The organism is Pseudomonas sp. B21-041 (assembly GCF_024748675.1).
In the GTDB taxonomy this organism is placed as follows: domain Bacteria; phylum Pseudomonadota; class Gammaproteobacteria; order Pseudomonadales; family Pseudomonadaceae; genus Aquipseudomonas; species Aquipseudomonas neuropathica.
On sequence record NZ_CP087175.1, the window covers coordinates 2,599,041 to 2,617,275 of the forward strand.

At 55.5% G+C, this 18,235-nt stretch carries 11 protein-coding genes; all 11 read left to right on the forward strand.

Annotated elements, in window-relative coordinates; translation table 11 throughout:
- The first annotated feature begins 39 nt into the window (after positions 1-39).
- The 11 genes from LOY43_RS11600 (at position 40) to LOY43_RS28720 (ending at position 18,227) form a co-directional block, all read left to right on the forward strand.
- Positions 40-588: a hypothetical protein gene (locus LOY43_RS11600; protein ID WP_095050131.1), complete on the forward strand. Its 549-nt coding sequence runs from the start codon at positions 40-42 to the stop codon at positions 586-588.
- Positions 589-636: 48 nt separating this feature from the next.
- Entirely contained in the window at positions 637-1,047 is a 411-nt protein-coding gene (locus tag LOY43_RS11605) for a lipocalin family protein (RefSeq protein WP_258709666.1), read from the forward strand.
- 155 nt (positions 1,048-1,202) lie between these two features.
- Positions 1,203-2,909: a ShlB/FhaC/HecB family hemolysin secretion/activation protein gene (locus LOY43_RS11610; RefSeq protein WP_258709667.1), complete on the forward strand. Its 1,707-nt coding sequence runs from the start codon at positions 1,203-1,205 to the stop codon at positions 2,907-2,909.
- Between the two features lie 24 nt (positions 2,910-2,933).
- Complete coding sequence (locus LOY43_RS11615; protein WP_258709668.1) at positions 2,934-11,654, forward strand: DUF637 domain-containing protein; 8,721 nt, start codon at positions 2,934-2,936, stop codon at positions 11,652-11,654.
- On the forward strand, positions 11,651-12,259 hold the full coding sequence (locus LOY43_RS11620) for a hypothetical protein (RefSeq protein WP_258709669.1): 609 nt from the start codon (positions 11,651-11,653) through the stop codon (positions 12,257-12,259). Before LOY43_RS11615 ends, LOY43_RS11620 begins: the two co-directional genes overlap by 4 nt.
- 9 nt (positions 12,260-12,268) lie before the next feature.
- On the forward strand, positions 12,269-14,011 hold the full coding sequence (locus tag LOY43_RS11625; RefSeq protein WP_258709670.1) for a DUF637 domain-containing protein: 1,743 nt from the start codon (positions 12,269-12,271) through the stop codon (positions 14,009-14,011).
- Complete coding sequence (locus tag LOY43_RS11630; RefSeq protein WP_186625723.1) at positions 14,011-14,541, forward strand: hypothetical protein; 531 nt, start codon at positions 14,011-14,013, stop codon at positions 14,539-14,541. Before LOY43_RS11625 ends, LOY43_RS11630 begins: the two co-directional genes overlap by 1 nt.
- A gap of 159 nt (positions 14,542-14,700) precedes the next feature.
- On the forward strand, positions 14,701-15,096 hold the full coding sequence (locus LOY43_RS11635; RefSeq protein WP_150693585.1) for a DUF6911 family protein: 396 nt from the start codon (positions 14,701-14,703) through the stop codon (positions 15,094-15,096).
- Between the two features lie 149 nt (positions 15,097-15,245).
- Positions 15,246-16,463 carry a hypothetical protein gene (locus tag LOY43_RS11640; protein WP_258709671.1) on the forward strand — a complete coding sequence of 406 codons (1,218 nt, stop codon included), beginning with the start codon at positions 15,246-15,248 and terminating at the stop codon, positions 16,461-16,463.
- A complete protein-coding gene (locus LOY43_RS11645; RefSeq protein WP_224789351.1) occupies positions 16,456-16,764 on the forward strand; it encodes a hypothetical protein in 309 nt (102 codons plus the stop codon). The genes LOY43_RS11640 and LOY43_RS11645 overlap by 8 nt, the downstream gene beginning before the upstream one ends.
- 131 nt (positions 16,765-16,895) lie before the next feature.
- Complete coding sequence (locus tag LOY43_RS28720) at positions 16,896-18,227, forward strand: polymorphic toxin-type HINT domain-containing protein (protein ID WP_309475324.1); 1,332 nt, start codon at positions 16,896-16,898, stop codon at positions 18,225-18,227.
- Positions 18,228-18,235 lie beyond the last annotated feature (8 nt).

Sequence of the window (18,235 nt, forward strand, 5' to 3'; positions counted from 1 at the left end):
TCATCCTTGGCGCCAGTCCTTAATCGAGAAACTTCGTCCGTGAATAAACGCGCATTACTGCCTCTGGCTGTGATTTTCACGCTTGTAGGCTGCCATTCCACTGTTCGGGATTCCTCCCCGAGCCTGCTCAAAGACGGTGTTCAGTTGGGCCAGAACACCGTTGCCACGGATGACCAGCACGCCAAGGTCATCATGAAGGCCACGGGTGGCACCAATCCGGTGGAGTTTTCCATCCGGCGTGCGGATGACCCTGACCGTCGCATGGAGGTGCTTGGCACCGTCGTCGATTCAGGTCGGGGCCATGTTTTCGGCTGGATCGCCAAGCTCAATGAAGTGGCCAACAGCGCCACGGTCAAGCGCTTCCCACAAGTGGAGGCACAAGCGGATGCCGACAAGCCCTTTGAAATTTCGGGGTATTCGAACAGCCGGGTTACGGGAGGTATTTATACCTGTGGGCCGCTGACCACTGTTTTCACTCCCGAGCGTGGCAAGGTCTACCAGGTGGAGTTCCAGTTCAGCGGTGAGCATTGCGAACAGCATGTTTATGACGTTACTCAGCCCCGGCAGCGCACGCTCGTAAAGAGTTGAGTCGGCACGCACAGCGCACTGAATTTATCGAAAAAAAGGAAATACCCTGTGAAACGGAATCTCTCCCTGGCACTTATCATTCTGGCCGCCACATTGTCTGGCTGCGCCACTAATAAGCCGGTCGTTGACCCATCGCTGGTCGGTTCATGGAAAGGTCAGCGCGACGAAAACGGCAAATGCCAGTTCATGTCCTGGAAAAACCAGTTCAACGCCGACGGTACTTTCTCCATAACCTTTTTCCGCGACGCCAAGCAGACACAGAAGGTGCAAACCGAGCATGGCACCTGGACAGCTACCAATGGCAAGAGTGTGCTGAGAACCAATGGCGTCGCTGCGCCTGATGTTTACACCTACAAGCTTACTGATGCTGACACGGTGCATTACGTCAATGTGGAGAAAAGTCCTTCGGCGGATTGCCAGGAAGATTATGCCTTTGATGAGCACCGTATTCGCGGGTAAGCCAGTCAGAAGCATCGCGGGGCTGCAACGGCCCCGTTTGTTCAATTCTTGATACAAACCCGACAAAAGGTTTAAACGATAGTTTGACGTCAAAATGATGGCCATCTAATATCGCGCCACTATTTTGATGTCACTTTCGTATCGAGGGATCGAACATGTCCTCACCCGCCCTCGTGGCGAGGTTGTGCGTAGCGTTGCTGTGCCTTTCTCCACTCCAGATTGCCGTTGCCGCCCCTACACCCGGCGACACCGACCTCATCCGTGATCGCCAGAACCGCCTGCTCGAAGAGCAGCAGCGGCGCCTTGAAGAACTCAAGGATCTGCCCGGCAAAGACGCCAGACCTGCGCAACCGGCAGCCCCCACCGATACTCGGTGTTTCCCGATCAAAGACATCGAGCTCAAGGGCGCCGACAGCCTTTCCGAGCGCGACAAGACTCGCCTGCTCAAACCCTACATCGGCGAATGCCTGGGCGTACCTCAGCTCAACGAGCTGCTAAAGGTCATCACCGATCACTACATCGAGAAAGGCCTGGTCACCAGCCGCGCCTACTTGCCGCAGCAGGATCTGTCCACCGGGCACCTGCAAGTGCTGGTGGTCGAAGGCAAGCTCGAAGGCATGAAGGGCGCGGAAAACAGCCAGCTCTCGGAGCGCGAACTGGCTATGGCCTTTCCCGGCAAAACCGGTGACCTGGTCAACCTGCGCGAGATCGAGCAAATGGTCGATCAGCTCAATCGTCTGCCTTCGAACCAGGCAAAAATGGAGCTGGCGCCCGGCCAGAATGTCGGTGGCAGCGAAGTGCTGGTCAACAACACCCCGCAGAAGCCATGGCGAGTCGGGCTGTCGCGCAACAACGACGGCCAGCGCAGCACCGGTGAGCAACAGTGGGGCACCACGTTTGACTGGGACAGCCCGCTTGGCCTGGCCGATCAGTTGAGCCTGCGCGGTGGTCACGATGCGATGACTGACCATCAGCACACCTCGCGTAACGCCATGCTCAATTACAGTTTGCCGTGGGGCTGGTGGACGTTCAGCTACACCTACAGCCAGAGCGAATACCGCTCGCAAATCGCCGCCAACCTCTACAACTTCAAGCAGACCGGCGACAGCGAAAACCATCAGTTGCGCGCCGAGCGGGTGATCCACCGCGACGCCGTCAGCAAGACCTCGCTCAGCGCGGGTCTGTCGTATCTGCGCACCAACAACTTCATCGAAGACAGCAAACTTAAGCTGAGCAGCAACCGCATCAGCGAAGCGCAGTTCGGCTTCAACCACGGTCGTCGGATCGGCAGTGCCTTCGTCAACTTTGACGCGGGTATGCAAGAAGGCATTGGCGCCTTCGACGCGCAGGGCAGTCACGATCCTGGCCCCGGCGAGCCTAATGCACGCTACCGCAAATACACCGCCACCCTGAGCTACCTGCAGCCGTTCAAGTTGTGGGGCGAGTCGTTCAGCTTCAGCAGCCTGATGACCGGCCAGCGCAGTGAAGATGTGTTGTTCAGCCCGCAACGCACCAGCCTTGGTGGCTCTTCGTCGATTCGTGGTTACAAGGATCAGTCGCTGTCGGGCGACAGCGGTGGTTACTGGCGCAACGATCTGCGCTGGTCGCGCCCGGTGACCATCGAATGGCTGCAACCGGTGTTCTCCGAATACGGCACCAGCCTCGGTTACGACCAGGGTGTGATCCAGAACGGTCGCTACAACGGCGATCAGCACGGGCGCATGTCGAGCAACTCGCTGGACCTGTTCGCCCGTGGCAAATACCTGTCCGCCGGGGTGACGTTTGCTCATTCCCTGGAACGCCCGGATGCGCTGACCGAGCGTGAAGCACCGATCTACTTCCGCCTGGATTTCTTCCTCTAATACCGCCCGCCCCGAGATTCTGAAATGGACATTCGTCAACTGGCCCCTCTGGCCAGCCAGCCTGCTGCTGCCGAAAAAAACCGCGAACTCTTCCTCGGCATGCCGAAACGCGGGCTGGCGTTTCTGTTGGCGAACGTCATGTTCTGGCAACCGATGTGGGCGCAGGCTGACGGCATTGTCGTCGCCAATCCGAATACCTCGCTGGATCGCGCCGGCAATGGCGTGCCGATCATCAACATCGCCACGCCCAATGCCAGCGGTCTGTCGCATAACCAGTTCCACGATTACAACGTCGGTGCGCAGGGCGTAATTCTCAACAACGTCACGGCACGCACAGAGCAGTCGCAACTGGGCGGGATCATTCTCGGTAACCCGAACCTGCGCGGTGCAGCTGCACAAACCATCCTCAACGAAGTCAACGGCGGCAGCCCGAGTCAGCTGCGCGGTTATACCGAAGTGGCGGGGCAATCGGCGCGAGTGATCGTCGCCAACCCTTACGGCATCACCTGCAACGGTTGCGGGTTCATCAATGCGCCACGAGTGACGTTGACCACTGGTAGACCGGTACTCGACGACGGTCGGCTCGATCACTTTCAGGTTGATCAGGGCAGCGTTTCCATCGATGGCCAAGGCCTGGATGCCAGCACTGTCGACAGCTTCGAAATCATCACCCGCAGTACGCAAATCAACGCGCAGATTCACGCCAAACGCCTGAACATCACCACCGGGCGCAACGACGTCAACGCCGATACCCTCAACGCCACCGCGCGCGCCGATGATGGCAGCGCCAAACCGCAACTGGCCATCGACTCTTCGGCGCTCGGCGGGATGTATGCCGGGGCGATCAAACTGGTGGGGACCGAGCAGGGCGTCGGCGTGAAGCTGGCGGGTGATCTGGCGGCCAGCGCCGGTGACATCCAGATCGACGCCAATGGCCAGTTGAGCATTGCCAAGGTCACGGCCAGCAATGCCATCACCGTCAAAGCGAAAAGCCTCGATGCCCAGGGGCCGGTTTACGCCGGTACGCAGTTGGTCGTGCAAACCGCCGAACAACTGATCAACCGCCAAAGCCTGGCCGCCCGCGACAGCGTCAGCCTGAGCAGCGGCAGCAAGCTGACCAACCAAGGTGTGATTGAAGCCGGGGTCAACGCCGATAACAGCCGCAATGCCGCCGGTGATCTGTCGATCAACAGCGCCGCCGTGAGCAACACGGGTAGTGTCTTGGCCAGCCGCACCCTGAACGCCACCGCTGCGACCGTGTTCGACAATCAGAACGGCATCGTTCAGGCAAAAACCGTCACGCTCAACGCTGCGCGCCTGGTCAACCAAGGGCTGAATTCACGCATTTACGGTGAGACCCACCTGGCCTTGAGCGCTCCGGCCATCGTCAACCTCAACGGCCTGATCCGTTTTGCCGACGGGCAAGCGGCGAGCCTGATCGTCGACAGCCTGGACAACCGTCACGGGCGTATTGAAATCGCTGATGGCAGTCTCAAGCTCAATGCCCGAGATGTGAAAAACACCGACGGCAAAATCATTGCCGGGCGCCTGGACATCGATGCCCGTCAACTCGACAACAGCAGCGGCCTGATCGGCGCCAGCCAGAGCGACGCCAAAGTGGTCGCCCGTGAGCGTCTGGACAACGGCAAAGGCAAGCTTCAGGCGAAAACCACACTGGCAGTGTCTGGCGGCGAATTGCTCAATCAGGGCGGTACGCTGGCGGCTGACCAGATCAAGGTCACCGCGGCGCGCCTCGATAACAGCGACAAAGGTGTCATCAGTGCCGAAAACGGTACAGCCGAACTGACGCTGACGCAGGATCTGAATAACCACGATGGCAAAGTGCAGGCGTCGGAACGCCTGACGGTGGCCGCGCAGAGCATCAACAACCGCAACGCCAGCCTGACCGGCAAGACCCTTGAGGTGACCAGCGTTGGCGCGCTCGACAACGCCCAAGGCACGATTTCCTCCGCTGACACTTTGATCACCAGCGCAGACCTGGACAACAGCCAGGGTCTGATTCAAGGTACTGATCGCCTCAATCTGACCGCGCAGGATCTGCAAAACGCCAGCGGCAAACTGCTCGGTGGCGTGGTCGATGCAAACCTGCGCAATCTCACAGGCAACAAAGACGGCACGATCAGCGCCGAAACCGCCCAGCTCACGCTGGTCGTCCAACAGCACCTGAACAACGCTTTGGGACGGCTGCAATCCAGTCAGGCGGACGTCGAGATTCAGGCCGGTTCGGTCGACAACCGTGGAGGTGTGGTTGCCGCGAAACAACTGTTGCTGGTGGCGAAGGACGGCCACGTCGACAACCGTGGCGGGCGCATGATCGCCGACGGTCTCAAGCTGCAAGCAGGCAGCCTCGATAACAGTGACGGCGGCCTGTTGGCGGCGGGTGCCGATGGCGCGCGATTGATCCTCAAGCAAACCGCACCGGGCCAATCGCAACTGCTCAACCACAAGGGCCGGATCCAGAGCGACGCCGACCTGCACATCGAAAGCGACGTCGTCGATAACAGCGCCGGCGTCCTGCTCGGCAACACCATCGACATCCACGCCACGCAACTGAGCAACAACGACAAGGGCGGCATCGTCGGCAACGGCGGTGATGTTGTCCTCAACATTGCCGGTGTATTCAGCAACCTGACAGGTGTGGTCGATGCCGGCGATCAGCGTCTGCTGCTCGATCAGCTCACTTCGCTGGACAACCGTGGCGGCACCCTGCAAGGCAAGCGTCTGGACATCACCAGCAGCGCAATCAACAACAACGCAGGCGGGCAAATCATCGCCGGCAGCGATGGCCTGAAAATCACCGGCAAGACCCTGCTCAATCAGCAGGGCATCATCCTCGCCAACGGCAGCCACGCCGAACTGGCGCTGGGCACCGGCAGCCTGCGGAACCAGGGCGGCACCCTGCAAGCCGACTCGCTGGACATCACCAGTGCCGACCTCGACAACAGCGCAGTCAACGGTAAGGCCGGGCTGATTTCCAGCCTGATCGATGACCTGACGCTGACCGTAACCCGTCTGACCAACCGCGCCGGCAAACTGTTCGGCAAGGATCAGCTGATCTTCACCGGCACCAGCCTGGACAACACCGGCGGCGAGATCAGTGGCAATCAACTGGGCCTCGAAGCGGTCGGGCAGATTCTCAATCAGGGCGGCCTGATCGAATCGGCCAACAGCCTCAAACTCACTGCCGGCGGCTTGGATAACAGCGCTGGCGGCCAGATCCGTGCGCTAGGTGGCGCCGCAAGTCAGATCAAACTGACCGGGAACCTGAACAATCAGAGCGGCGTGATCGAAATCGGCAGCCAGGACTTGGTGCTGTCCGGCGCGCAACTGAATAACCTCAGCGGCAACGTGCGCCACGCGGCGCAGGGTCTGTTCGATCTGGACCTGAGCCAACTGATCGGCAGCCAGGGCAGCCTCACCGGTCTGGGCAAGGGCGTGTGGGATGTCGGCGCGGTCAATGGCGTTGGCACTTGGCAGCTCAACGGCGGGCTGACTTACACCAGCGCGCAGGACCTGATGCTCAACGCCGGCGACCGGATCGCCAGTGCTTCGACACTGAATCTGAATGTCGCCAACCTGAACAACGCCGGGCAATTGGCAAGCGATGGTGACCTGACGCTGAACCTGGGGGGTAACCTGCTCAACAGCGGCAAAGTCTCGACGCAGCAAAAGCTTACGATCAACGCCAACGACGTGATTCAACAGGACGGTCGACTGGTCAGCGGTGGCGATACCGTCATGACCCTGCGCGGCACGCTGGACAACCTCGGCCGCCTCATCGCCAACCAGAGCCTCATGGTGACGGCGGCGCAGATAAACAACAAAGGCACCCTCGGCGCCCAAGGTAACCTCGAATTCACTGCCGCCAACGGCATTTACAACGGCGCCGATACGCTGCTGTTCAGCGGCGGCACGATGAAGCTGCACGGCAACAGCCTGAACAACTTCTATGGCGACATCTACAGCCGCGGCAACCTGACATTCGATGCGGTCGGTGGTGGTCGTGCTGCAGTCTTCAGCAACCTGTCGGGCACCGTCGAAGGCGAGGGTGATATCGACATCAACGCGGTCTCGGTGGAAAACGCCAAGGCGGAATTCGAGATAACCTCAGGGCAGTCGTCCGGCAGCCTCAGCTGGGTCTGCGGTCAGCATTGCGGCGGCGGTGACGGCTGGAAACGCGGCTACATCACCATCACCACCGACTTCGACGACCGGGTCCTCAAAGACTCCCGTGCGGCGCGTTTCGTCGCCGGCAAGAACTTCACCATTCACGCCAATCAGGTGGAAAACCGTTACAGCCTGCTGGCAGCAAATGGTGATCTGAGCATTACGGCCGACAGCCTGCTGAACAAAGGCGCGGTGTCGCGTTCGGGCCATCGCGTGGTGCAGATCGGCACGCCGGGGCACATCGACAACAGCCTGTGGGATCAGATGGAGTTCATCGATATCCCGGCCTTCAACGCGGCGACTGCGGCGGGCAATTTCGATGAAGCTCGTTTCGAAGAACTGGTCAGCCGCTCCAGCGATTCGCGCTTTGCTCAAACCAGCGACGTCACCACCTGGAATGACAACGGCAACAACGTTTACGCGGCGGTGCTCCAGGCCGGGGGCAAGGTCAAGCTGGATGTGACCAACAGCATTCAGAACGGCACGTTGTACGAGAACACTTATGGCCAACTGACCGGCTCGTTGTCCAGCGACCAGACCGATGCGGTCGGTGGCATCAACATCAATCTGGGCAAGCGCAGCACCGATGCCAGTGTCCAGGCACCGACCGCCGTGACTCGCATCGAGCATGTCGATGCCGACGGCGTGAAGCAGATCAGCTTTGTTCCGGCCGACTTCAAAGGTGTGCCGTTTGCGGCGGTTGATCCGACGGCGTCTTCGACGTTCCGTTTGCCGAAAGGCCCATACGGCATGTTCGTGCAGAGCACCAATCCGCAGAGCCGTTACCTGATCGAAACCAACCCGGAGCTGACCCAGACCACGGCGTTCATGAGTTCCGACTACCTGCTCGGCAAACTCAATTTCAGCGCCGATGAAGCCGCACGCCGCCTCGGCGATGGTCGCTACGAATCGCGTCTGATCAGTGATGCGGTGATGGCCCAGACGGGCCAGCGTTTCCTCGCCAATGGCCTGGAGAACGACTACGAACAATTCCGTTACTTGATGGATAACGCGCTCGCCAGCAAGAACGAACTGAACCTGGCGGTCGGCGTGAGCCTGACCTCCGCGCAAGTTGCCGCACTGACCCACGACATCGTCTGGATGGAAGAGCGCGTCGTCGATGGTCAGAAAGTGCTGGTGCCTGTGCTCTACCTGGCCCAGGCCGAATCGCGCAACGTGCGTGGCGGCAGCCTGATTCAGGGCCGCGATCTGGAACTGCTGGCCGGTAACGATCTGGTTAACGTCGGTACCTTGAGCGCGAGCAAAGACGTTTCTGTCGATGTGAAGGGCAGCCTCTATCAGGGCGGCCTGGTCGAAGCCAATGAGCGCATCAAGCTGATGGCCACCGACAGCATTCGCAACGCACTGGCCGGCGAAATCCGTGGCAACCAGGTCGAACTGACCAGCCTCAAGGGCGACATCGTCAACGATCGTACCGCCATCGCGGTGCGTGATGGCAACGGCATGCGCACCCTCGTCGATGAGGGCGGCAACATCACTGCGCGCGATAGCCTGACCATTAAGTCCGGCAATGATCTGGTCAATTCGTCCTCAATCAGCAGCGGCGGCGACGCCAGCCTGAGCGCCACCCGCGACATCAACCTGCTGGCGACGCGCAACGAAAACGAACTGCACGAAGTGTTCAATGGCGGCCATCGCTCCGTCATCACCACCACCGTGGAAAACCTTGCGTCGACGGTGAAAAGCGGTGGCAACCTGACTATGGACGCTGGACGTGACATTAATGTCATCGCCAGTACCGCTGAGGCCAAAGGCAATCTTATAGCCGACGCAATACGTGACCTGAATCTGGTTTCGGCCGGCGATGAACACAACGTCGAAACCCGCAGCAAGGACGGCAGGGAACGCGTCCACCAAGAGGACAACCACACCGTCCAGAAAGCCGCTGAATTCATCGCTGGCGGCGACGTAAAAACCAACTCCGGCCGCGACACCACACTGGTCGCGAGCAAGATCAGCGCGGGCAACGAAGCCTACGTCTACGCGGGCAACGACCTGAACCTGCTGGCCGCGCAGAACAAGGATTACACCCTGTACGACATGAAGGAAAAGGGTGGATTCGGCGCCAAGAAAATGAAGCGTGACGAGGTTACCCAGATCACTCATGTGGGTAGCGAGATCAAGACCGGGGGCGATCTCACGCTGGTCAGCAAGGGTGATCAACGCTACCAGGGCGCCAAGCTCAACAGTGGTAAAGACCTGACTTTGGACAGCGGTGGCAGCATCACCTTTGAGGCAGTGAAGGATTCGCATCAGGAAAGCCACGACAAGAGCAGCAGTAGCGCGGCCTGGACCAGCATGGAAAGCAAAGGCCAGGTAGACGAAACACTGCGCCAAAACCAACTGACTGCCAAAGGTCAGACGCTCGTTAAAGCTGTTGATGGGCTTCACATAGACATCAAACAGATCAACCAGCAAACCGTCAGTCAGGCAATCGACGCCATGGTGCAAGCCGACCCGAGTATGGCCTGGTTGAAAGACGCCGAAGCGCGAACTGATGTGGATTGGCGTCAAGTCCAAGAGCTGCATGACCGCTGGGATGAAAGCCATTCGGGGTTGGGTGGCCCTGCGATGATCATCATCATAATCATCGTCACCTACTTCACCGCTGGTGCGGCGTCAGGCCTTGTGGGTGCAGGTGCGACTGCTGGTTCCGGCACAGCAATGTCGGCTGGCCTAGCCGCGACAGCCACCAGCGAAGCAGTGGCAGCAGGTTGGGCGAACGCGGCACTCACCGCCATGATCACTTCGGCAGCCAGCACGGCGGCCGTCAGCACCATTAACAACAAAGGCAATCTCGGAGCGGCGCTCAAAGAAACCTTCAGTGCTGACAACCTGAAAAATTACATTGTGGCCGGAGGCACCGCGGGTCTGACCACCGGTTTCTTCAATGACTGGACCTCGAGTACGACCGGTACATCCCCCGCGTTGACGGAATCCACCAAAGGCGCATTGGCCAACACCGGAAAAGTTATCGTCGCCGATTCCGGTGGTCTGAGCAGCCTGCAAGGTATCGCGCATTTTACCGAAAACCAGTTGTTGCAAAACTCCACCTCCGCGTTGCTCAACAAAGCCCTGGGCCGTGAAGGCAGCTTGGGTGATGCCGTGCAAAAAAGCCTGGTGAATGCGTTTACCGCCTATGGTTTCAACCTCGTGGGTGATATCGGGGTGAGCAAACACCTGGAGGACGGTGGTCTGGAGAAGATAGGCCTACATGCGCTAATGGGAGGCTTGAGCTCCATGGCAGCGGGGGGGGACTTCAAAACGGGCGCATTGGCAGCTGGAGTCAACGAAGCGTTCGTTGACGATTTGGCGTCGGCGTATTCCGGGATGTCGAAGGACGACAGAGATCGATTGTTGCTGATGAACTCGCAACTGATCGGGGTTTTGACGACCGCTGTGCAGGACCCGAACGCAGATGCCGCCAAGCTGCAGCTAGGGTCATCGATCGCACAGAGTGGTACTCAATACAACTATTTGAGCCACCAGGATGTAGAAGACCTGGAAAAGGCGCTCAAGGAATGTAAAGACAACTGTGATGCGGTTCGAGCTGAGTTTGCCAAGCGTGATGCGGATAACACGGCGCGGCTCAATAACTGTTGGGCGACCGGTGATTGCGAGAAGATCAAGGCTGAGATTGATGAAGGCTCTCGTGAATTAAACAAACTTTGGCAAAATGACAAAACGGGGATTACGGATCAATTCCTCCATAGCAATATCGCCGACTCCACCAATGCGAGGACGCGAGCTAGCCTAGACCACCTTCCGAAAGGGGATCCGGCTAATGCGGTGAAATTGTTGGCTGCAGCGGGGATCATTGCTCTTGCGCCGGAAGCGATTGGTTTGCTTGGACAGTATGCCACGAGAGGTGCAGCTACCTGCGCAGCCAACCCAGTGTTGTGCGTGAACGAAGCCGGGGTCGTTATCGCTGATTTGGGGTTGTCGGAAGCACTTCCTGTCGGGTTGGGGGCCGCAGCTGGAAGTTTAACGACCAAGGAGCTGAGTGATCTTCGCGCTTTGATGGAGATCGAAGCGAAAACTGGCGCTAAGCTAACGGCTGATGAGGTTTTGGCTGTCGTCAGGCCGGCAGCGTCAGGTGCAAAAGGGGAAATACTCAAGACCGAAAAATACTTCAGAGTCGAAGGTGGCGGTGCTGGCTCTGCAACAAGTCAAAATCGCATCACGGCGAACGCCGATGGAAGCATCAGTATCAATCCTGGCTGCACAGGACAGCTTTGCGTAAGCGTTGGAAACGCCGATCATGCCAGCTACTACCTGACTAATAAGCGTCCAGATGGATCTGTGGTTGTATTTGATGTGGATGCTAAACTCCATAAGGAAATTATGGCTAATGCGATACCCCAACGACCAGTCCCAGGTATCCCACGAGATCCGACAGCGCCAAAAATTGTAGATCCAAGTAAGCCAGGTACTGCTCTGGAGCTCCCCCAAATATGGGAGTCACTGCTTGAAAAAAACTCGAGCAATGCACGTGTCTACTCTCAAGAGGCCTTTTTAAAGGAGTTTGGGCATTGATTTTTAACAAAGCAATATTTGAAGACTTGTCGAGCGGGGAAAAAAGTATTTGCTTTTTTGTCCATAAAGCAAAGTGCTATTGGGTTTTGGACCATAAATATAATTTTTCTCTAGATGCGGAGAAGGACTATCTTGGATACTTGAATAAAGGTCATATAACACAGGACCAATATGCGCAAGCGTGCAAGGAATTTAGAGGCGGGCTTTTAAAGCTGAAGTCGGAAAATTTTCTTCAATATTTAAGTTGCGTAGCTGAGGGGGTACTTGTTAGAGAGGATTTTGAAGGGGTCTTTGACATGGATGGTGATTGTAATGCTGGAAAACTGTTGAGTAGAATTGAGAATTATTACTTGTCAGGAGTAGAGCTGAATGTAGATGAGTTCAGTTTTGCTGGGCGATTGGCATCTCGATTACCGATGTTTTATGTGAATTTTGATAGAAAAATATACATGCACATGGACTTTGGCCGATCCCATGAAGATCTTGCATATCCTGATTGGTTTTCCAAGTGCTCAGATTTCAATTTCTTGATACCAGATGTAGAGCGATATTGGGTTAGGTGTGGTGACTATTGGAAGTTCAGGTTTGTTCAGGGTTTTTATTAGTAGCTAATTTTGAAAATCGAACACCCAATTAGCCGACAGAACAAGGGGGTTAATGGGCGGGGCCGCAGAGAAAAGGGGATAAATGGGGACAGACCACGTTTAGAAAACATTCCGAAAACGTGGTCTGTCCCCTTTTTATTTACGGTCGGCATGTCCATATGGGCCGAAGGTGGTGCCGCTCGCACCGCTCTGCACGCGTTGATGGGGGGCGCCGTCTCCAGCATTACCGGTGGTGACTTCAAAAGCGGAGCAATTGCCGCCGGCGCAAGCCAAGCCATGGCAGGCGCGCTTAACTCGACATTTAACGATCAGCCGAATTTGCGCCAGGCGTTCTCCCAGATAGTTGGTTTGACCGCCGCTGGTTTGGCCGGCGCAGACATCAACAAGGCATCGTGGGTTGCTTTGATGGCTGACGAGTACAACCGCCAGCTTCATCAAAAAGAAGTCTTGGCGTTGGAAAAGCTGCAAGAAGAGAATCCCGAAAAAGCGTACCAACTCAAGGCGGCAGCTTGCGCGATAGTTCATTGCAGTGCCTCGGTTCACCCTGATGACCAAAAAAATTATGATGCACTCACAAAGCTGGAAGCCGATGGCAGTGGCTTCAAGGATGCTCAAAGCGCGCTGTTCGCTACCGGAGCTTTTGACGAGTATTCGAAATGGGATCAGGTCAACGACGGCCTGCTGCGCAATGAAGAAAGTGCTCAACGCACAGGCAACGCCGGCCGAGCGATATTCGGAGCCGCGGGCGCTGTTGCAGGTTACAGCGGCGCGATACTCACAAGCCCGGCCTGCGTGACTCTTGTTGGTTGCGCCCTGCCTGGTATGTCCGCGGCAGCGGGTGCAGCCTCCTTTCTGGAGAGCTGGGAAGCTACTGGAAGACTGTTTGCACCATATGAATACACCCAGGGCGACAGGGTGCTCGCGTCCTTCAGCAGTGAAACCTATCCGGGCGATGTGAACCCGCTTCGTGATTACGGTACGGAAGCTGCGAAAGCTGCAGTGGAGATGTTGCTGCTCAAGGGCGCCGGAAAATACCTGGAGGGAAGTGGGGAGCTTCTGTTGACTTCAGGTGGCAAGAAGGGAGGGAGTCTCCCAGGCAGCACCTCGGCAGTCGATAAAGTTGAATTCAATGCGACTCGCGATGCAGAAGGTTTTGGGTTGTCTGCCCAGCGTGACTTTGTCCCGGGGAAAGTGCATCGTGCGGAAAATATCAACGCTGGACAGGTAACGGATCGTGATGGTCTTCCGCGTGTTGATGGTGAGAAAGCGGCGAATGACTTGCTCCTGAAAGAACAGTCAGGTGGAATAGATGCTCCATACTGGGGAACACAGCGTCCGGCTTGGAAGGAAGGGACAATGGTGACGGATAGCGTGGTAAATGAACCACGTATAACGACGATGACCATTAACGAAGCGCAGTATATAAAGATGCAGAAAGAAATGGACGAAGGAAGAAATCCCTCATCTGTGCTAGGAGCTTGGGCCACGGATACACCAATAAACTCTGTGGCAGATGTTCGAAATAAACTCGCAGTCTCGGAAGAGTTTAAAAGTGGGAAGCTGTATCAGATTAGATTGACGATCAAGCCTGGGGTAGGAGTACGGGACGGGGATGTGGGCAATATGTGGGATGCAATAAATGGTACTCGCTTGCCAGGTGGTGGGCATCAAGTGAACTTTATGGATAAGCCGCCCCGAACCAATCCAGAGCTTTATGAAGTTGATATGGACTCGCTGAGGTTGCTCAAGTGATGGATTTTGTTTATGAGGTTGTTACAAGGCGCGAGTTTGATGACGGGTTCGTTTCTGACCAGTTTGTTCGCTGGGATGGAGTAAGTAGCAGTCTTGAGGAAATAAAGCAGAATATTCTATATGTAGAAAAGCATAAGGTTGTTGCCCTGCGGCAGAGGTTGGTTTTGGATAGTGGTGCAGAGGTTGATATTCCGATCTTCGAAACCCTACATATTTTGCCTGACAGGACTGGAGTCTTAGTGATATTTGAAAAGGAGCCTTCTAGGTTCGGTGTCTCTCATGCACCTTGGTTTTTCAGTTTTCCTAATAATGCTGCAATTTATAATGTTGACGGGTCATTGCGCCATCAGCTGTGCAATCCGTATGGTAAAAATAGTTATATCGGTGCCATACACTCTGGAGCGATGCCCGATCATCCAGATAAGCTGGGAGTTCTAATCGGCACAGTTGGTCATGAGCCAGAATGGCTGTATTTAGTTGATCCGAATAGTCCGCAGTTGATTTCTACTGGAAAGTGGATTCGTTATTAGCTTGGATAACTGCAGATAAATGGGGACAGACCACGTTTAAAAAGTACTCCGAAAACGAGGTCTGTCCCCTTTTTATTACTCTTACCATCAAAGAGCTTGCGACAGGTAAAACGCTTTATTGGCGCCCTGGAATGAAATCAGTAAAAGAGGTGAAATAATGTGAAGCGCTCTCTCTCTTGGACGGTCGGTTTTGGCAGAACCTGTGAAGGTGGCACGCAAAGAGATCCATCTTGGAATGATGTCGTTGCGCACCTTGAAGAGTCCTGCCGAAATTTGGGGAGTGTAACTCTGGATATTGAAGAATTAGCAGGCTTCGAACTCTTGACATTGCAGGTTGTCGCAGAGACAGGCAAGTACGCACTGACGCTCGGCGTTGATGATGGCGATGACTACGATGTCAAAGTATTTTGCGGCGATAAAAATCGTGGCGGAATCATGCATATCCAAGGCGACGCCGTTGCTGGTTCAGCCATCTGCTCAAATTTTGAGATTGTCGTGGAGATATTCAAGCAGCTCTTCGACAGTGGCGGAGTGTCGCCAGCGCTCATGAACTGACTTTTAATTCGAGCGACTCCGGCTAAAACAAAAAACGCCCCAAATCAACTGGGTAAACGGGGACAGACCACGTTTAGAAAACACTCTGAAGGGTAAACGGGGACAGACCACGTTTAGAAAACACTCTGAAAACGTGGTCTGTCCCCTTTTTGCCTAAGGATGCTCAAAGTGCGCTGCTCGCTACCAAAGCCTTTGACGAATATTCGAAATGGGATCAGGTAAACGACGGCCTGCTGCGCAATGAAGAAAGTGCTCAACGCACAGGCAACGCCGGCCGAGCGATATTCGGAGCCGCGGGCGCTGTTGCAGGTTACAGCGGCGCGATACTCACAAGCCCGGCCTGCGTGACTCTTGTTGGTTGCGCCCTGCCTGGTATGTCCGCGGCAGCGGGTGCAGCCTCCTTTCTGGAGAGCAGGGAAGCTACTGGAAGACTGTTTGCACCATATGAATACACCCAGGGCGACAGGGTGCTCGCGTCCTTCAGCAGTGAAACCTATCCGGGCGATGTGAACCCGCTTCGTGATTACGGTACGGAAGCTGCGAAAGCTGCAGTGGAAATGGTGCTGCTGAAAGGTGCAGGGAAGTACTTGGAGGGAACCGGGTCTTCGATTTTGGTATCTGGTGTGAAGAAGGAGGGGGTAGTAGCCGACGGCGTCATTGGAGCGTCGAATACTGATAAGCCGGTCCCTCCCGCTTGGTACCGCGAAGACAGCTCAGCAGGCGCCTCCTTCAATAAAACTGACGGCCTGCCAGATGGATACCGACGTGTATTGAATACCAGAACGGGCAATGCTGAGGTTCTTGCACCAGATGGACAGCTCTATTTCGACACTGGCAATGGACTGAAGCCGAAGGTGGGCGGTAATCTTGCTGAGTTGGCGGAGGCTGAACGACGGATTAATGGTGCAAAAAATGGAGGTGCGAGTGGGTTCAGTGGCGGTAAACCAACAGTGGTGGATGACTCATATAGTCCAAGTGCTGTTACTGAAAGGTCTAAAGTAAGTAGAGATGACTATGGTCGTGAAAATGCGGCTAATGAGTTTTCTGCTGGCCTTCCAAACTATACAACTCATTCAACAGCAAAGAGCAATCAGTCAGCGGCGCCACGAGATCTGAATGAGCAGACGTTGTGGAACAGAGTGATAGAAAACCCCGCTGCCGGTCGTGATACGAAACTTGCTGGCGATAAAGACTTTCCGCGGAGTGAGGGATGGCAGAAAATGGAAGTAAGTCACCGTCTGCCCAGCGGAGAAAATATAACCGTTCACTACCAGTATAACTCCGTTACCGGTAAAGCATATGATATGAAAATTACCACCCCGCAGCAGCTGCCGCCTGCGCTGCAGCCTGGAAGAACTATTGAGTGATGCTGATATGATTGTTCGAGAAAATGGGCGGGAAAAGCCTGTGCAGGTGTTTGGGATTTACTGGATAGAGAACGAGCGCTTTTACTGGGTAATTCCCTATGATGGCTACGGTGGACTGATGGCACTCAGTGAAAAAGAGGTCAATATTATTGATTCTTCTTTGTCGAATGATCTTATTCTTTGCAAGGATGCGGATGGGGGGGACATGATTCTGCATTGGGCAGCGCAAGATTTGATTGAAGATCTCGTGGAGCGAGACCCACTAGCAATGGTTGAGTTCTTAGGGCGAATAAAAAATTAAGCGAATAAATGGGGACAGACCACGTTTAGAAAGCACTCTGAAAACGTGGTCTGTACCTTTTTTACCTTGCCATGGCGAGTTATTTTTCCGGCATTGACCCAAGGGAGCTTACAACGGTTTATCCTCCTTCGATGGACCCTGGATTTCTGGCCAGAGAAGCGGGGATTCGCGTTGGTAACGACGCTGTTGCTCTGCCAGGTGAGGCAGTTAGGGCAGCGGAATCGATCTGGAAGGCAGTGTCATCACCTTTAGACACGATTGGTGCAATCGCTGGGGGCATAGGTGGGTTAGCGTTGGGGTTCAAAGACTGGATTACCAGTCCGATCCCGTCGCATACGCTGGAAAAACAGTTTGATAAAGTAGCGACCGCGTCCGCCCAAGAGTTGGGCGGTATGGCTTTCGATGCGGCCACCGGGCTTATCACCGCCTATATTGGGGGCAGAGCCGTTGAATGGGTTGGTGAGAAGTGGGTTAGTGCAAAAGGCACCGCGGGAACCCCAGTAACGAAGGGGCCTTGCTGCTTTGCTGCGGGTACGAAAGTTTCTACACCGCAAGGCGACCGCGTTATTGAGTCGCTCAAGGTGGGAGATGTGGTCTGGAGCAAGCCTGAGAAAGGGGGCAAGCCGTTCGCTGCAGCCATTCTGGCAACGCATCAGCGCTCGGATCAGCCGATCTACCGCCTCAAGCTCAAAAGTGTTCGTGGCGCTGGCGCAGCGGAAGGCGAAACCCTGCTGGTTACGCCGAGCCACCCCTTCTATGTACCCGCCAAACATGACTTCATTCCTGTCAAAGATCTGGAGCCGGGTGATCTACTACAGTCACTGGCTGATGGCGACACCGAAAACACCTCGTCCGAAGTCGAATCGCTAGAGCTGTACCTGCCCGAGGGCAAAACATACAATCTGACGGTCGATGTGGGGCATACGTTCTACGTTGGCGAACTCAAGACCTGGGTACACAACACTGGGCCTTGTGATTTGCCTCCGGATTATTTTGCGGGTGGTGCAAAAGTAAGTGCTGATTTCCCTGAGGGGTTGAGTTTTAATCCCAATATCAAGAGCCACCTCAGCAGTTTTGATGGCTTTACGCAGAAGAACGGGATTAGCGGCACCCATAACTTGGATGCTTTCAATCAGGCGGCGGCTACAAATGGGTTGAAGATACTCAGCGAAACACCAACTTCCGTCGCTGGAGTTACTACTGTCAGATATCAAATACCTGCATATGATCGGGCCGGGAATATTGTTGGTTTCAAAGACAAGGTCTTCCCGAAAACTGTTTATGACCCGAAAATATTTGCCGATCAGAAAATACTTGATCTAGGGCAGCAGGCCGCAGCCAGTGGCTATAAGGAAGCGTTATCTAAAGGGTTGAGTCAATATGACTCTGTTGCAGGGCATGTCACCTTTAGGGTGTATTTAGATAAATCCACAGGAACGGTGACAAACTTCCACCCAAAGTAAAGGTGAGG

Bases quoted from the DNA above. Each gene is read 5' to 3' on its own strand.
- LOY43_RS11615 (WP_258709668.1), top strand. From the start codon at position 2,934: ATGGACATTCGTCAACTGGCCCCTCTGGCCAGCCAGCCTGCTGCTGCC.
- LOY43_RS11610 (WP_258709667.1), top strand. From the start codon at position 1,203: ATGTCCTCACCCGCCCTCGTGGCGAGGTTGTGCGTAGCGTTGCTGTGC.
- LOY43_RS28720 (WP_309475324.1), top strand. From the start codon at position 16,896: ATGGACCCTGGATTTCTGGCCAGAGAAGCGGGGATTCGCGTTGGTAAC.
- LOY43_RS11630 (WP_186625723.1), top strand. From the start codon at position 14,011: ATGGATTTTGTTTATGAGGTTGTTACAAGGCGCGAGTTTGATGACGGG.